The organism is Methylosinus sp. sav-2, from assembly GCF_004366495.1.
Classification (GTDB): Bacteria; Pseudomonadota; Alphaproteobacteria; order Rhizobiales; family Beijerinckiaceae; genus Methylosinus.
The window spans coordinates 83,778-97,420 of the sequence record NZ_SOEJ01000001.1; the positions used below are offsets into that span (position 1 = coordinate 83,778).

Sequence of the window (13,643 nt, forward strand, 5' to 3'; positions counted from 1 at the left end):
CTCGTCCGATCCCGGACCGTCGATCAGCCGACCGCGCTCCGCGCCTTCGGCTTTTTCGTCGAGCAGCTCATTTTCTCGATCAGATTGCCGCGCGCCGTCTCCAGCACGCGCATCAATGTCGCGCGGTCCTCGTCGCTGACGCCGGCCAGCGCCTCCTGGCGGGTCGCCTCGGAGATAGGCGCTATGGCCTCGATGAGCGGCCAAGCCGCCGCGGTGAGGAACAGCAGCCAGACGCGCCGGTCGGTCTCGTGCGGCCGGCGCTCCACCAGGCCCAGCGCCTGCAGCCGATCGACGGTGCGGCCGAGCGTGATCGGCTCGAGATCGAGCATTTCGGCGAGCACGCACTGGCTGACGCCCTCATTGCGCGACAGATAGGCCAGGGCCTGGGTCTGCGCGCGCGTCAGGCCTAATTCGCGGGCATTCTGCTCGAACCGCTTGCGCATCAGCCGTGCTGCATCATGCAGCAGAAAGCAGAAGGTGGTCGGCGGCGGCGAGGGCATTAGGCGCGCTTTCTATAGCAGTGCTTTTGATGAGCATGCTTATTAAATAGGTGCGGCGCGGCGAATTCAAGCCCCGCCTGAGCCGCCCCCGCCCTTCGGAAGAAAATTTCGGCCCTATTTAGGATGAAGGCAGGAGCCGATTGCCGCGCGGACCGTCGCGCCTATCGTAATTATGGCAATTCGGCGCCGAGACGGTCCCGAGCCATCACGGCTGGGAGACAAAGGGAGGATGACGGGAATGAGGCTGCTTTTGGCTTGCACATTCTTGCTGATCTGCGCGGCCTCGGCCGACGCCGCGCAGCGCGGGTCGGCCCGCCAGCGCTCGGCCTGCACGGACGACGCCTATAAATTCTGCGAGCGCTACGTGCCGGACGCCGCGGCGGTGGAAAGCTGCCTGAAGGCCAATATCGGCGGGCTCAGCCGCGCCTGCAAGGCGCAGATCCAAGGGGCCGCGGCCGCCAAGAAGCGCGGCCGCCGTCACTGACGCGCAGGCGTCAGAGCCGCCGCGCGAAACGGCGAATGTCGACGCCGTTCTGGGCGAGAAGATCGCGCAAGGCGGGCGGGAGATTTACCACGCGGGTGGCGTTGCCATCATATTGGCAGGCGCTGCGCAGGCTGACGTAATGCCCATAGATGCGATTGGTCTCCTGATCGCCGATAACCGAGCGCGCCTCGCCCAGAAGATAACCGACTTGATCTTCGCTGTATTGAGACACCAGCTGGCAGCCGACGGCGACCTTTTCGGCGCATGCCGGAAAAGAGACCAAGGTGACGACGGCCGCCGTTACGAGAATCTTCATGCTATTTCCTCGATATTGCAGGGTAAGAGCGACCTCGTGTCGCGCTGATCTTCGTATCTGACCTCCTCTCTCTTTCGGAGCTTCTTGGCCGAAGTTTGGCCCGAGGCCGCAGCGCGCCGCGCGCAACCACGCCCGCGGCGCGTCGAAAAGCGAAAACGCGACTATGTTCAACGGAATGTTTACGCTTAACGCCAATGTTCAGGGCCAGATAAGTCCTTTCCGGGACATTTGGCCCGATCGTAATGTGTAAAGCCCGCTCGAGACGGGCGGTTGGAGTAGCGTCATGAGTTTGTCGGTTTCCGGCGATGACCTCCCCTATGGCTCCGGCCCGCTGAGGGCGCGTCCGCTCGGCAATCTCGCCGCAGTGTCGATGGGCGTCGCGGCGCTTCTGGTGCTGCTGGCCTCGCTCGCCTTCGTCCGCACGCCGCAGCAGGAGGCCGCGACCGCGCCGGCCGCTGCGCCAAAGGCGAGCGCCGCGCCCAGCTACGCGTCCACGTCTGCGCCTGCGGCCGCCGCAGAACGCGTCGCCGCCTTCCGGCTCGAGGCGCCCGAGATCGACAAGGATCCGCGGATCACCTTCGATCAGCCGCTTCCTTCGGGCGGGCGCCAGGAAACGCACGCCTTCGGCGCCTTCGACACGGGCCGGCCCTATCTGCGGCTCGATATTCTGCAGCCCGCCGGCGAGAAGCTCGGCAATTCCGACTTCTTCCTCGATGTGGCGCGCCACGCCGCCCAGGCCGGTCTCGGCGTCGTCCGCATCGGCCAGCCGACGCCGCTGGTGACGCGCGCCGGCGCCTTCGAGGCGGCGGAGATCAAATTGTCGCTGCGCGAGGGCGGCGTCGCGGCCGCGGCGGCGGGCGAGCGCACCTGCCTCGCCATGCGCCTCGTCAACGCCAGCCTGTCGATGGAGATCGCCGGCATCGCCTGCGGCGCCGGCGCCAAGCCGATCGACCGCCGCGCCATGGGCTGCCTGCTCGACCGCATCTATTATCTGCCCGCCGGCGACAACAAAGCGCTGGCCCGCTCCTTCCCCAAGACGGAGGGGCCGGGCTGCCTCGCCCCCGCCCCCGCGAGCGACGCCGAGCCCGCCAAGCCCGCCGCGAAAAAACGCGCGGCGCGCCACTGAGCGCGCCTACCTAGGGGCAGTCCGGCGCTTTCGTCGGACCGCTTTCAGCTTTCATGAGGCGCCATTCGCGACGGCCGGTATCGCCCGGCGACGTGATTGGTTATGATCCTGTCGATATCGGAATCAGGAGATGAGGATGCGTCATTTCGTCAGTTTGTCGGCCGGACTCGCCTGCCTTCTCGCCCTCGCGACGGCGGGCGAGGCGCTCGCCAAAACGCATCGCTCCGCGCATCGTCATTTCATTCCCGCGGAGGGAATCGTCGTGGCGACAGGCCCCATCCCCTATGTGCGCCAGCCGCTGGTGGTTCCGCGCCGCAGCTGGCTCGATCCCGGCCCGGTCGTCCCGGTCGGCTCGACCAATCGCTACATGGTGGAAGCCACCTATTTCGCCTATCAGCCGATGGAGGACAATCAGCGCAGCTGGTTCATGCAGGAGACGCTGCCGAACCGCCGCCGCTTCGAGGTTCTGCCCTATCGCGACGGCATCGCGCCGATCTGGTGGCCCTGAGCCCCGCCTCTCGGCTTCGCTTTTTCGGCCGGCCCGCGCTTCGCGAGCCGGCCTTTTTCTTGACTTCCGCCGCTCACGCGGATAATCACCCCCGGTCCGGCGCGGGGAAACCTTCGCCGGCCCGCACCCGTGGCCGTTCCTGAACGGCCTGTCGGCCGGTTTCCGGCAGAGGAGGGCGCGTTCTTTTGACGCGAGAGGCATGCCTCGTCGCGCGGGAACGTGGTTCGGCGACGCTCGCCTCTGACCGAGGCCGGGCGCGGCGTCTCGTTTTCGCGCTTTTGCGAGGCTGCGAAAAGGAAGAGGACGCCGGCAAGTGACGAAACGCGCCGAAGCCAAATATAAAATCGATCGCCGTCTCGGACAGAACATCTGGGGCCGCCCGAAGAGCCCGGTGAACCGTCGCGAATACGGCCCCGGCCAGCACGGCCAGCGCCGCAAGGGCAAGCCCTCCGACTTCGGCACGCAGCTCAAGGCCAAGCAGAAGCTCAAGGGCTATTACGGCAATATCTCCGAGAAGCAGTTCCGCAAATATTATGCGGAGGCCATCCGGCTGAAGGGCGACTCGGGAGACAATCTGATCGGCCTGCTCGAGCGCCGTCTCGACGCCGTGGTCTATCGCGCCAAATTTGTGCCGACCGTCTTCGCCTCGCGGCAGTTCATCAACCACGGCCACATCAAGGTGAATGGCCGCCGGGTGAACATTCCGTCCTATCTCGTGAAGCCGGGCGATGTCGTCGAGGTGAAGGAGAGCTCCAGGCAGATCCTCATCGTCCTCGAGGCAGTCGGCCTCGCCGAGCGCGACGTGCCGGAATATTACGAGGTCGATCATCAGAAGATGACGGCCAAGCTCTCGCGCGTGCCGCTTCCCTCCGAAGTGCCCTATCCGGTGCAGATGGAGCCGAACCTGGTCATCGAGTTCTACTCGCGCTGATCGACTTTCGCCGGCCCGGAGCTTTCGGGCCGGCGTATCTTTATCGTCAGGCCGTGGCGCTGGGCCGGGCGGACGCCGCGGGGCGGAAGGGCGTATCGTCCTCGGGCGCTATCGGCGCATAATGGCCGAACCGTAGATTATGGCTCGCGCGCCCTTTGGCCAGCGCGCTCAGCGCATCGCCATAGCCGAGCAATTCCGCGAGCGGCGCGGTCGCCGTGATCCGCGTGGTCTCGTCGCCCTGCTCCGCCTTCAGAGCCTGCGCGCGCCGGCCGCGCAAATCCTCGATCACCGCTTCCGCAATGTCATTGGGCGCGACTGTCTCGACGCTCATGATCGGCTCGAGCAATTCGCTGCTTTTGGCCAATGCCTCCCGCGTGGCGGCGCGCGCGGCGATCTCGAAGGCCAGCACCGATGAATCCGAGCCATGGCCGGCGCCGTCCACCAGAGCCGCTTTCAGCTCCACGACAGGCCGGCCGAGAATGACGCCGCTCTCCACCACAGAGACGACGCCGCGCTCTACCCCGTCGACGAATTCGGCCGGAACGGAACTCTCCGGCGCACGATTCTCGAAAATCTCGCCGCCCGCGCCATCCGTGTCGAAGACGAGCTTCACGCGGGCGTATTGGCCGGGCCGCTTATGGGTGAAATCGATTTCCTGGCGCCGCGACAGGCGCTCGCGATAGGCGACGCGCGGCGGGCCGATGATCGCCTCGACGGGCGACAGCTCCTGGAAGCGCGCGACAATGTCTCGCAGCCCCTCCTCGCTCGCCGCCTCGAGCAGCGCCTGCGTTCCGCCGATCACATCCAGATCGGAGACGCGCAGTCCGGGCGCGCCGGCGGACAGCCGCGCGAGCGCCTCGACGAGCTCCTCCCAATCGCGTTCGAGCTTGGGCTCTATCGTCACCGAGACGAGCAGCGGCGAATTATTCATGACGGCCTCCCCACATCTCCCGTCGCCGGCGGCGAATCGGGAGTAGGCGAGGCTAGCGGCGGCGTATGACAGGACGTCATACGCCGCGCCCACGCCCGCTCAATTGCGGCGCGCGAGGGAGCGCAGAAAGCCCTCCATATCCTCGGTCAGCTCTTGATCGATCGCCGGCGCCAATTTCAGCAGCAGATTGGCGACGAATGCCTGATCATTGCGCTTTTCCTCGAGCACTTCGCGCAGCACGGGGACATTGTCCTCGATATGGGTGAGGAAGGAAATGCCCTTCTCCAATGTGTCCGTCCAGCGCTCGCGGCTCCACAGCGCCAGCGGATACATGATCTCATGGACGAAATTGGATTTGCGCGCCTGCTCGAAGAAGCGAATGCCGGTGTTCCAATTCTCCTTGGCGCGCAGCGGCGGCGGCGGAATGTCGCCGAGCAGCAGCTTCTTGCCGGCGGCGCCGACATGATCCTCGAGGCTGATGGGCGGATCCATCGGCGTGCGGAAGCTCCACAGCGAGGTCGCGCCGGGGAAATCCTTGCCCATGCTCTCGACGAGCGCGGCCTCGACCTTGTCGGCCGCCGCCTTGTCGCCCTTGAGCGCCGCCGTCATGAAGAAGGCGAATAGCGCATCGCCGCCGTAAGTGACCGCCGCGGCGGCCTTCAATTGCTGGTCCGTGAGCTTGGGCGTGACGCCGTCGGCGGGAACCGTCACATCGCCGGCGCGCAGCGCGGTGATGAAGGTCGTGATCTCCAGCCAGCCCACATAATTGGCGATGAAGGCGTCGGGATCGACATAGACGATCGCGAGATTGAGAGGCTGCTTGCGCTTTTGCAGTTCCGCCATGTCCGTCATGGGTTATCCTTCCTGTCCCCAGTTTTCGCAGTCCCAGGCTATGCTTGGGCGCTCGCTTCCCGAGCCCCTCTCTCGGGCGCGGCGCCCGTCTTCATTCGTCGGCCAGCAGCACGCCGGTGATGCAGACGTCGCCGTCGTCGATCACGAGCGAAAGCGGCGTCAGCTTCCCGCCCTGGCACGGGCCGATGAAGCAATGGCCGGTGTCGAGGTCGAATTGGGAGCGATGCTGCCCGCATTCGAGGAAATTGCCCGACTCGTCGAGGAAATTGCCGGGCGAAGTGTCGAGACGCATCTGCTCATGCGGGCAGGAATTCTCGAAACCGTAGAAGTTGTTGCCTTTGCGCGTGATGATGATCGGCCACGGATTGCTGTCGCCGTTCTCATAGGCGCGCATCAGGACGAAGCCGGTGGCTTGACCGTCCTCTATGTGGCCTGTGCGACAAATCACAAACAGATCGTCCATGGGCTGATCCCTTTCGAACAAACATCCACGCTCCGTGCGACCCGGAGCGGACCCGTGAAATCGGGTAGCAAGCGATGAGCCAGCCTGATCCGGCGCTTGACGATATGGTCAAATCACCATACCAACCGGTTCTGATACGACTTCCGGCGGAACGGTTCGGCGCGTTCCCCCTCTCCCCGCGAGCGGGGAGAAGGAAGGCGGCAAATGCCGCGCGAACCAATCAGCCGGAAGCCGTAGGAGAGAGTTGATGGTGCGCGCTGCGCTCCTCCCGAATTTTTTGAGGACCCGGACCACATGAACGCGCCCGAGCCTGACGAAGCCGCCGCTGGCGCGCGCGAGGACAATGCGCTCAAAGCGCAGCTCATCGGCAAGATCGGCCGGCTGATGAAGGAGCGCGGCCTCAAGCAGGTGGAGGCCGCGGGCCTGCTCGGCGTCAAGCAGCCGGACGTCTCCAAAATGCTGCGCGGCGATTTGCGCCAATTCTCGGTCGAGCGGCTGCTGCGTTTTCTGGTGGCGCTGGGGCAGGACGTCGAGATCGTCGTCAAGCCGCCGAGCGGCGCGGAGGCTCCGGCGCTGCGCGTCGCGCGTCTGTGACGCGGATAGACCATTCTTTTGAAAAAAGAGACGAAGGGATCGTGATGACCGAACTGCGAAGGAGCGCGAAAATATGACCGCCGCCCTTGCGATCGAGCCGAAGCGCGATGACGCGCTCGACCAGAGCATCGCGCGCGCGTCCGGCGCGCTGCGCGCGCTCGCCAGAGGCGACGGCCATTGGTGCTTCGAGCTCGAGGCCGACGCCACGATTCCCGCCGAATATGTGCTGATGCGCCATTTCCGCGACGAGCCGATCGATCACGCGCTCGAGGGCAAGATCGCCGTCTATCTGCGCCGCATTCAGGGCGCGCATGGCGGCTGGCCGCTGTTCCGCGACGGCGCCCTCGATATGAGCGCCAGCGTGAAGGCCTATTTCGCGCTGAAGATGATCGGCGACGGCATAGACGCGCCGCATATGAAGCGGGCGCGCGAGGCGATTCTCAGCCATGGCGGCGCGGCGCGCACCAATGTGTTCACGCGCGCGCTGCTGGCGCTCTATGGCGAAATTCCCTGGCGCGGCGTGCCGGCAATGCCGGTGGAGATCATGCTGCTGCCGAAATGGTTTCCCTTCCATATCGACAAGATCTCCTATTGGGGCCGCACCGTCCTCGTGCCGCTGCTGGTGCTGCAGACGTTGAAGCCGCAGGCGGTCAACCGGCTCGGCGTGCATATCGGCGAATTGTTCACGACGCCGCCGGACGAGGTGAAGGAATGGCCCAAGGGCGCGCATCAGCATAAGGCGCTGATCGCCCTCTTCGGCGCCATCGACGATCTTCTGCGCGCCGCCGAGCCTTATTTTCCCAAAGGCCCGCGCCAGCGCGCGATAAAGGCGGCGGAGGCTTTCGTCACCGCGCGGCTGAACGGCGTCGACGGGCTCGGCGCCATCTTCCCGGCCATGGTCAACAGCCTGCTGATGTATGAGGTTCTCGGCGTCCCCGCCGATGACGAGCGCATCAGGCTCGCGCGCGAATCGATCGAGCGTCTGCTCGTCGTCAAGGAAGACGAGGCCTATTGCCAACCCTGCGTCTCGCCCGTGTGGGACACGGCGCTCGCCTGTCACACGCTGCTCGAGGTCGGCGGCGAGGAGGAAGAGGCCCGCGCCCGCGCCGGCCTCGATTGGCTGGCGCCCTTGCAAGTGTTGGATGTGAAGGGCGATTGGGCCGTGCAGCGGCCGAATGTGCGTCCCGGCGGCTGGGCCTTCCAATACGCCAACGCCTATTATCCCGATGTCGACGACACCGCCGTGGTGGTGACGGCGATGGATCGCTCCTACGCCGGCCGCGCCGAGCGTCCCTATGACGAGCGCATCGCCCGCGCGCGCGAATGGGTCGAGGGGCTGCAGAGCAAGAATGGCGGCTGGGGCGCCTTCGACGCCGACAATGAATATTATTATCTCAACCACATTCCCTTCGCCGATCATGGCGCGCTGCTCGATCCGCCGACCTCGGACGTCTCGGCCCGCTGCGTCTCCATGCTGGCGCAGCTCGGCGACACGATCGAGACCGGCCCCTGCATGAAGGCCGGCGTCGATTATCTCCTCGCCGAGCAGGAGCCGGACGGCAGCTGGTTCGGCCGCTGGGGAATGAACTATATATACGGCACCTGGTCGACGCTCTGCGCGCTCAACGCCGCCGGGCTGAAGCCGGAACATCGCGCCATGCGCCGCGCCGTCGATTGGCTCGTCGCGATCCAGAACGAGGACGGCGGCTGGGGCGAGGATGGAGATAGCTATAAGCTCGACTATCGCGGCTATGAGAAGGCGCCGAGCACTCCCTCGCAGACGGCCTGGGGCGTGCTCGCGCTGATGGCGGCTGGCGAGGTCGGCCATCCGGCGGTCGCCCGCGGCATCGCCTATCTGCAGGCCCATCAGGATGCGGATGGGCTGTGGAAGGAGGAGCGCTTCACCGCCACGGGCTTCCCGCGCGTCTTCTATCTGCGCTATCACGGCTACGCGAAATTCTTCCCGCTCTGGGCGCTCGCGCGCTATCGTAACCTCGAAAGGGGCAACAGCAAAATTGTCCAGACCGGACTCTAATCGTCGCTTGGACGGCCCGGATGAGGTGGAGCCCCCGCGCTTCCTCATCATCACGGGGCTGCTCAGCGAGCGCGCCTGCGCCGAGGGCGAAGGTCTGGTGCCGATTTGCAGCGGCGCCGACACAGAGGGCCTGCGCGCCGCGCTCGAGCGCACGCAGGGCTTCGCGCTCGCCGGCGTCGTCAGCTTCGGCATAGCGGGCGGGCTCGATCCTGCGCTGCGGCCGGGCGACGTCGTCATCGGCGCTTCCGTCGTCGCCGAGAACAAGCGCTATGAAACGAGCGCCGAGCTGTCGTCCATATTGAGCGAAGGTCTCGGCGCCTCGGGCGGCAAGATCGTCTCGGGCGTTATCGCCGGCGTCGAGGCGCCCGTGCTCGACCCCAAGGCCAAAGCCGCGCTGCGCAAGAGGACCGGCGCCGCCGTCGTCGATATGGAGACGCATATCGCCGCGGAATTCGCCGAGCGCCGGCGCCTGCCGCTGGCCGTGGTGCGCGTGGTCAATGATCCGGCGGCGCGGGCGCTGCCGCCGCTGGCCACCTCCGCCGTCACGCCGGACGGCGGCGTCGATTTCCGCGCTGTGTTTCGCGATCTCGCCCGCGAGCCGCGCCAGATCGGCGATCTCATTCTCGCCGGTCTGGATTTCCGCAAATCTTCGGCGACCTTAGGCCGCTGTGGGCGTCTTCTCGGCCCGCTCCTTAGCCTCGGCCTCTCGGAGCTCTGACAGCGTCGCGATATTCTTGTCGAAGACATATTGCGCCGGCCGCTGATTCTCGAGCGAGATGTCGGGCGCAAAATCGCCTTCCGTCTTCACGCCGCGCAGAGCGACCAGCGCCGCCTTCCACGGTCGCGCGACGGCGTCCTTCACCGCCGTGGCCTCGAAGCCGCAATGGACCATGCAATCGGCGCATTTCTCGTAATTGCCGACGCCGTACGAGTCCCAATCGGTCTCGTCCATCAGCTGCTTGAAGGTCGGGACATAGCCCTCGCCCAGAAGATAGCAGGGACGCTGCCAGCCGAAGACGGTGCGCGCCGGATTGCCCCAGGGCGTGCAATGGTAGCTCTGATTGCCGGCCAAAAAGTCGAGGAACAGGCCCGACTGCACAAAGGCCCAGTCGCGTCCGCCGCGGCCGCGCTTCAGAATGCCGCGGAACAGCTCCTTGGTGCGGGCGCGATTGAGGAAATGCGCCTGATTGGGCGCGCGCTCATAGGCATAGCCCGGCGACACCGTCATGCCGTCTATGCCGATGCGCTTCACCTCGTCGAAGAAATCGGCGACGCGGGCCGGATCGGCGTCCTGGAAGAAGGTGCTGTTGATGGTGACGCGGAAGCCCTTGGACTTCGCCAGCTTGATCGCCTCGACGGCGCGCTTGTAGACGCCTGTCTGGCTCACCGCGCGATCATGCATCTCCTCGTCGCCGTCGAGATGGATCGACCAGGTGAAATAAGGGCTGGGCTTATATTGATCGATCTTTTTGGCGAGCAGCAGCGCATTGGTGCAGACGATGGCGAATTTCTTGCGCGCCATTATGCCTTCGACAATCTGCGGCAGCTCCTTGTGCAGCAGCGGCTCGCCGCCCGCGATGACGACGACCGGCGCGCCGCATTCGTCCACCGAGGCGAGGCAGTCCTGCGCCGAGAGGCGCTTGTCGAGAATATGGTCCGGATAGTCGATCTTGCCGCAGCCGGCGCAAGCGAGATTGCAGCGAAACAGCGGCTCGAGCATCAGCACCAGCGGATAGCGCTTCCGACCGGCGAGATGCTGGCGGAGGATATAGCCGCCGATCGACATGATGTAGCGAAGCGGAATGGACAAGAAAGCTGTTCCTTCCAGGGACCGGCTCTTCGACAGAGCGGCGCGGAGGCCGCCCGGCTTCGACGCGCGAGAAACACAGCGTCGGAACGTTCCGTCTAACACGAAAGCTCGACTGCGCAAACCGGCGGCCGAGATCGCCGGCTGCGGCGACTTCGCCTCGAGGATATGGCGTTTTTCAGGCCCGAGCGGATCATGATAGGGTCGCCGCCCCGTTACGGAAGGCGCGAGAGGGAAGCTTGGCCGGCGTGATCGTCAAAATCTGCGGCTTGTCCACCCTGCCGACGCTCGAGGCCACGATCGCCGCCGGCGCGGATATGGCCGGCTTCGTCTTCTTCGAGAAGAGCCCGCGCCACATCACGCTCGAGACGGCGCGAGAACTCGGCCGGGTCGCGCAGGGACGCATCCGCAAGGTGGCGCTCACCGTCGACGCCGGCGATTCCACGCTCGACGCCATCGTGGCCGCCCTCGCGCCGGACCTTCTGCAATTGCATGGGAAAGAGACGCAAGAGCGCGTGGCCGCCGTGAAGGCGCGCTTCCGCCTGCCGGTCATCAAAGCGATCGGCGTCGCCGGCGCCGCGGATGTCGCCAGCGCTGCGGCCTTTCGAGAGGTCGCCGACATTCTCCTATTCGACGCCAAGCCCGCGCCGAATGCCGCCGTCCCCGGCGGGGCCGGGACCGTCTTCGATTGGCAGCTGATGCGCGGCTATAGCGGCGGCGACTGGATGCTCTCCGGCGGCCTCGATCCCGCCAATGTGGCGGAGGCGCTGCGGCTCACCGGCGCGCCGGCGGTGGATGTGTCCTCCGGCGTGGAGCGCGAGCGCGGCGTGAAGGACGAGGCGAAGATCGCTGCCTTCGTCGGGGCGGCGCGCGGCGCATCTGTCTGACGATCTACGCCGCTTTCATCGGAGCGGCGGAGGGTCTAAGAGTGCGCCGCAGCCGAGGCGAGGAGGACCGACAGTGAACGAGCAGACCCCCAATTCCTTCCGCAACGGCCCGGACGAGAACGGCCGCTTCGGCCTGTTCGGCGGCCGCTTCGTCGCCGAGACCTTGATGCCGCTGATCCTCGACCTCGAGCGCGCCTATGGGGAGGCCAAGGCCGACCCCTCCTTCCAGGCCGAGCTGGACAGTCTGCTGAAGCATTATGTCGGCCGTCCGAGCCCGCTCTATTACGCCGAGCGCATGACCGAATATTTGCGCGGCCTCACGGCGGCGGTCGGCGGCGAGGGCGGCGCCAAAATCTACTTCAAGCGCGACGAGCTGAACCACACCGGCGCGCATAAGATCAATAATGTGCTCGGCCAGATTCTGCTCGCCCGCCGCATGGGCAAGAAGCGCATCATCGCCGAGACCGGCGCCGGCCAGCACGGCGTCGCCACCGCCACCGCCTGCGCGCGCTTCGGCCTCGATTGCGTCGTCTATATGGGCGCGGTCGATGTCGAGCGGCAAAAGCCCAATGTCTTCCGCATGAAGATGCTGGGCGCCGAGGTCCGCCCGGTGCAGTCCGGCGCGCGCACGCTGAAAGACGCGATGAACGAGGCGCTGCGCGACTGGGTCACCAATGTCTCCGACACTTTCTATTGCATCGGCACCGCCGCCGGCCCGCACCCCTACCCCGCCATGGTGCGCGATTTCCAATCGGTGATCGGCAATGAGGCGAAGGAGCAGATGTTCGAGGCGGAAGGGCGCCTTCCCGATTCGCTGGTCGCCTGCATCGGCGGCGGCTCCAACGCCATCGGCCTGTTCCACCCCTTCCTCGACGACGCGTCGGTGGAGATTTACGGCGTGGAAGCCGCCGGCCACGGGCTCGACGTCGAGAACGGCCACGCCGCCTCGCTGGCGGGCGGACGGCCGGGCGTGCTGCATGGCAATCGCACCTATCTGCTGATGGACGACGACGGCCAGATTCTCGAAGGCCATTCGATCTCCGCCGGCCTCGATTATCCGGGAATCGGCCCGGAGCATTCCTGGCTGCGCGACATCGGCCGCGTGACCTATCTGTCGGCCACCGACAAGGAGGCGCTCGCCGCCTTCCAGCTCTGCTCCAAACTCGAGGGCATCATCCCCGCGCTGGAGCCCTCCCACGCGCTGGCCAAGGTGATGGAGCTGGCGCCGCAGAAGCCGCAGGATCATCTGATGGTGATGAATCTGTGCGGACGCGGCGACAAGGATATCTTCGCCGTAGCGGAGCATTTGGGCGGGATGTGAGCTAGCCGGCGGGGCCGGCCGGGAGGGGATGCAGATGTCCAAGCCCTTTGACGACAACTCCACTCGCAACGCCGAGCGGGTTTCGAAGCGCGATCGCGGGATTAGCGCGCCGAAGCCCGAGCGCCGCTACATGCTCGATGAGCTTCTGACGGAATCGTCATTTGACGCCTCACCGGCGACCGAGGATTGGATGCGCTCGCCGCCAGTCGGCCGTGAATTGCTCTGAACGCGCGAGGCGACGATCACGCCGCCTCGACTTCCGCCTTGATGCGTTCGCCGAATTCGCGTTCCGCGATCTCGAGATCATATTTCGTCTGCAAATTCATCCAGAACGCCGCACTGTTGCCGAAGTAGCGCCCCAGCCGCAGCGCCGTCTCCGCGCTAACGCCGCGCTTGCCGGCGACGATCTCGCCGATCCGATTGGCCGGCACGCGCAATTTCAGCGCGAGCGCGTGAGCGCTCAAGCCCCGCGCCTCGAGTTCCGCGGCCAGCGTGCGGCCGGGATGGATCGGCCCGAATCGGAAACCGCCCGCGGGCGCTTCGAAAACGTCTTCGCCCTTCTTCGCCATTACGACCTCAATGATAGTCGACGATCTCGACCTCGAAGGCGTCGCCGCCCTCGAAACGAAAGGCGATTCGCCACGGCCCATTGACCTTGATCGCCCATTGGCCCTTGCGGTCGCCCGACAGCCTATGCAGCCCGACGCTGCGCAGTGGCGGCAGATCGTCGAGCGAGGCGGCGCTGTCGAGTTCCGCCAGACGCTGGCGCGCCAGTTCCGCGTCGAGGCCCGAGAACTTCGACTTGCCGGTTTCGAGAAACTGGCGCGTCGCCGTTCCTTTGACGGATCGTATCATATGTGGAGCGTATGACGCTATCCGCAAGCGAGC

At 65.8% G+C, this 13,643-nt stretch carries 18 protein-coding genes; 10 read left to right on the forward strand and 8 right to left on the reverse strand.

The window, feature by feature from the left end:
* Positions 1 to 23: 23 nt before the first annotated feature.
* A complete protein-coding gene (locus tag EDE12_RS00345; RefSeq protein ID WP_026600055.1) occupies positions 24 to 500 on the reverse strand; it encodes a MarR family transcriptional regulator in 477 nt (158 codons plus the stop codon).
* A gap of 238 nt (positions 501 to 738) precedes the next feature.
* Between EDE12_RS00345 and EDE12_RS00350 the strand changes: the two genes are divergently transcribed.
* Positions 739 to 984 (forward strand): hypothetical protein, encoded by a 246-nt coding sequence (locus EDE12_RS00350; protein ID WP_018266875.1) that lies wholly within the window; start codon positions 739 to 741, stop codon positions 982 to 984.
* 10 nt (positions 985 to 994) lie between these two features.
* On the opposite strand, the gene EDE12_RS00355 is transcribed toward EDE12_RS00350, so the two are convergent.
* Positions 995 to 1,300 carry a hypothetical protein gene (locus EDE12_RS00355; RefSeq protein WP_024878551.1) on the reverse strand — a complete coding sequence of 102 codons (306 nt, stop codon included), beginning with the start codon at positions 1,298 to 1,300 and terminating at the stop codon, positions 995 to 997.
* A 283-nt stretch (positions 1,301 to 1,583) separates the two neighbouring features.
* Between EDE12_RS00355 and EDE12_RS00360 the strand changes: the two genes are divergently transcribed.
* The 3 genes from EDE12_RS00360 (at position 1,584) to rpsD (ending at position 3,865) form a co-directional block, all read left to right on the forward strand.
* Positions 1,584 to 2,426, forward strand: a complete 843-nt coding sequence (locus tag EDE12_RS00360; RefSeq protein ID WP_024878550.1) for a hypothetical protein — start codon at positions 1,584 to 1,586, stop codon at positions 2,424 to 2,426.
* Between the two features lie 136 nt (positions 2,427 to 2,562).
* Entirely contained in the window at positions 2,563 to 2,934 is a 372-nt protein-coding gene (locus EDE12_RS00365) for a hypothetical protein (RefSeq protein ID WP_024878549.1), read from the forward strand.
* Positions 2,935 to 3,247: 313 nt separating this feature from the next.
* On the forward strand, positions 3,248 to 3,865 hold the full coding sequence (gene rpsD / locus EDE12_RS00370; RefSeq protein WP_024878548.1) for a 30S ribosomal protein S4: 618 nt from the start codon (positions 3,248 to 3,250) through the stop codon (positions 3,863 to 3,865).
* Between the two features lie 46 nt (positions 3,866 to 3,911).
* Here the strand turns inward: rpsD and EDE12_RS00375 are convergent, their stop codons facing one another.
* The 3 genes from EDE12_RS00375 to EDE12_RS00385 form a co-directional block, all read right to left on the reverse strand.
* Positions 3,912 to 4,796 carry a hypothetical protein gene (locus EDE12_RS00375; RefSeq protein WP_024878547.1) on the reverse strand — a complete coding sequence of 295 codons (885 nt, stop codon included), beginning with the start codon at positions 4,794 to 4,796 and terminating at the stop codon, positions 3,912 to 3,914.
* A 99-nt stretch (positions 4,797 to 4,895) separates the two neighbouring features.
* Positions 4,896 to 5,648, reverse strand: a complete 753-nt coding sequence (locus EDE12_RS00380) for a hypothetical protein (protein WP_024878546.1) — start codon at positions 5,646 to 5,648, stop codon at positions 4,896 to 4,898.
* Between the two features lie 91 nt (positions 5,649 to 5,739).
* Positions 5,740 to 6,111: a Rieske 2Fe-2S domain-containing protein gene (locus tag EDE12_RS00385; RefSeq protein WP_024878545.1), complete on the reverse strand. Its 372-nt coding sequence runs from the start codon at positions 6,109 to 6,111 to the stop codon at positions 5,740 to 5,742.
* 294 nt (positions 6,112 to 6,405) lie between these two features.
* Between EDE12_RS00385 and EDE12_RS00390 the strand changes: the two genes are divergently transcribed.
* The 3 genes from EDE12_RS00390 to EDE12_RS00400 all read left to right on the forward strand — a co-directional run bounded on the left by EDE12_RS00390 (position 6,406) and on the right by EDE12_RS00400 (position 9,458).
* Entirely contained in the window at positions 6,406 to 6,705 is a 300-nt protein-coding gene (locus tag EDE12_RS00390; protein WP_024878544.1) for a helix-turn-helix transcriptional regulator, read from the forward strand.
* Between the two features lie 73 nt (positions 6,706 to 6,778).
* Positions 6,779 to 8,740, forward strand: a complete 1,962-nt coding sequence (shc, locus tag EDE12_RS00395) for a squalene--hopene cyclase (protein ID WP_026600054.1) — start codon at positions 6,779 to 6,781, stop codon at positions 8,738 to 8,740.
* A gap of 7 nt (positions 8,741 to 8,747) precedes the next feature.
* Entirely contained in the window at positions 8,748 to 9,458 is a 711-nt protein-coding gene (locus EDE12_RS00400) for a phosphorylase (protein WP_026600053.1), read from the forward strand.
* On the opposite strand, the gene hpnH is transcribed toward EDE12_RS00400, so the two are convergent.
* Complete coding sequence (gene hpnH / locus EDE12_RS00405) at positions 9,399 to 10,550, reverse strand: adenosyl-hopene transferase HpnH (protein ID WP_026600052.1); 1,152 nt, start codon at positions 10,548 to 10,550, stop codon at positions 9,399 to 9,401. The genes EDE12_RS00400 and hpnH overlap by 60 nt on opposite strands.
* 236 nt (positions 10,551 to 10,786) lie before the next feature.
* On the opposite strand from hpnH, the gene EDE12_RS00410 reads away from it, so the two are divergent.
* The 3 genes from EDE12_RS00410 to EDE12_RS00420 all read left to right on the forward strand — a co-directional run bounded on the left by EDE12_RS00410 (position 10,787) and on the right by EDE12_RS00420 (position 12,981).
* Complete coding sequence (locus EDE12_RS00410) at positions 10,787 to 11,434, forward strand: phosphoribosylanthranilate isomerase (protein WP_026600051.1); 648 nt, start codon at positions 10,787 to 10,789, stop codon at positions 11,432 to 11,434.
* A gap of 73 nt (positions 11,435 to 11,507) precedes the next feature.
* Positions 11,508 to 12,755, forward strand: a complete 1,248-nt coding sequence (gene trpB, locus EDE12_RS00415; protein ID WP_024878539.1) for a tryptophan synthase subunit beta — start codon at positions 11,508 to 11,510, stop codon at positions 12,753 to 12,755.
* A gap of 34 nt (positions 12,756 to 12,789) precedes the next feature.
* Positions 12,790 to 12,981, forward strand: a complete 192-nt coding sequence (locus tag EDE12_RS00420) for a hypothetical protein (RefSeq protein WP_134187958.1) — start codon at positions 12,790 to 12,792, stop codon at positions 12,979 to 12,981.
* A 16-nt stretch (positions 12,982 to 12,997) separates the two neighbouring features.
* Here the strand turns inward: EDE12_RS00420 and EDE12_RS00425 are convergent, their stop codons facing one another.
* The gene (locus tag EDE12_RS00425; protein ID WP_051592625.1) at positions 12,998 to 13,324 is read right to left on the reverse strand and encodes a HigA family addiction module antitoxin; all 327 of its coding nucleotides are present in this window, start codon (positions 13,322 to 13,324) and stop codon (positions 12,998 to 13,000) included.
* Positions 13,325 to 13,331: 7 nt separating this feature from the next.
* The gene (locus EDE12_RS00430; RefSeq protein WP_024878537.1) at positions 13,332 to 13,610 is read right to left on the reverse strand and encodes a type II toxin-antitoxin system RelE/ParE family toxin; all 279 of its coding nucleotides are present in this window, start codon (positions 13,608 to 13,610) and stop codon (positions 13,332 to 13,334) included.
* Positions 13,611 to 13,643 lie beyond the last annotated feature (33 nt).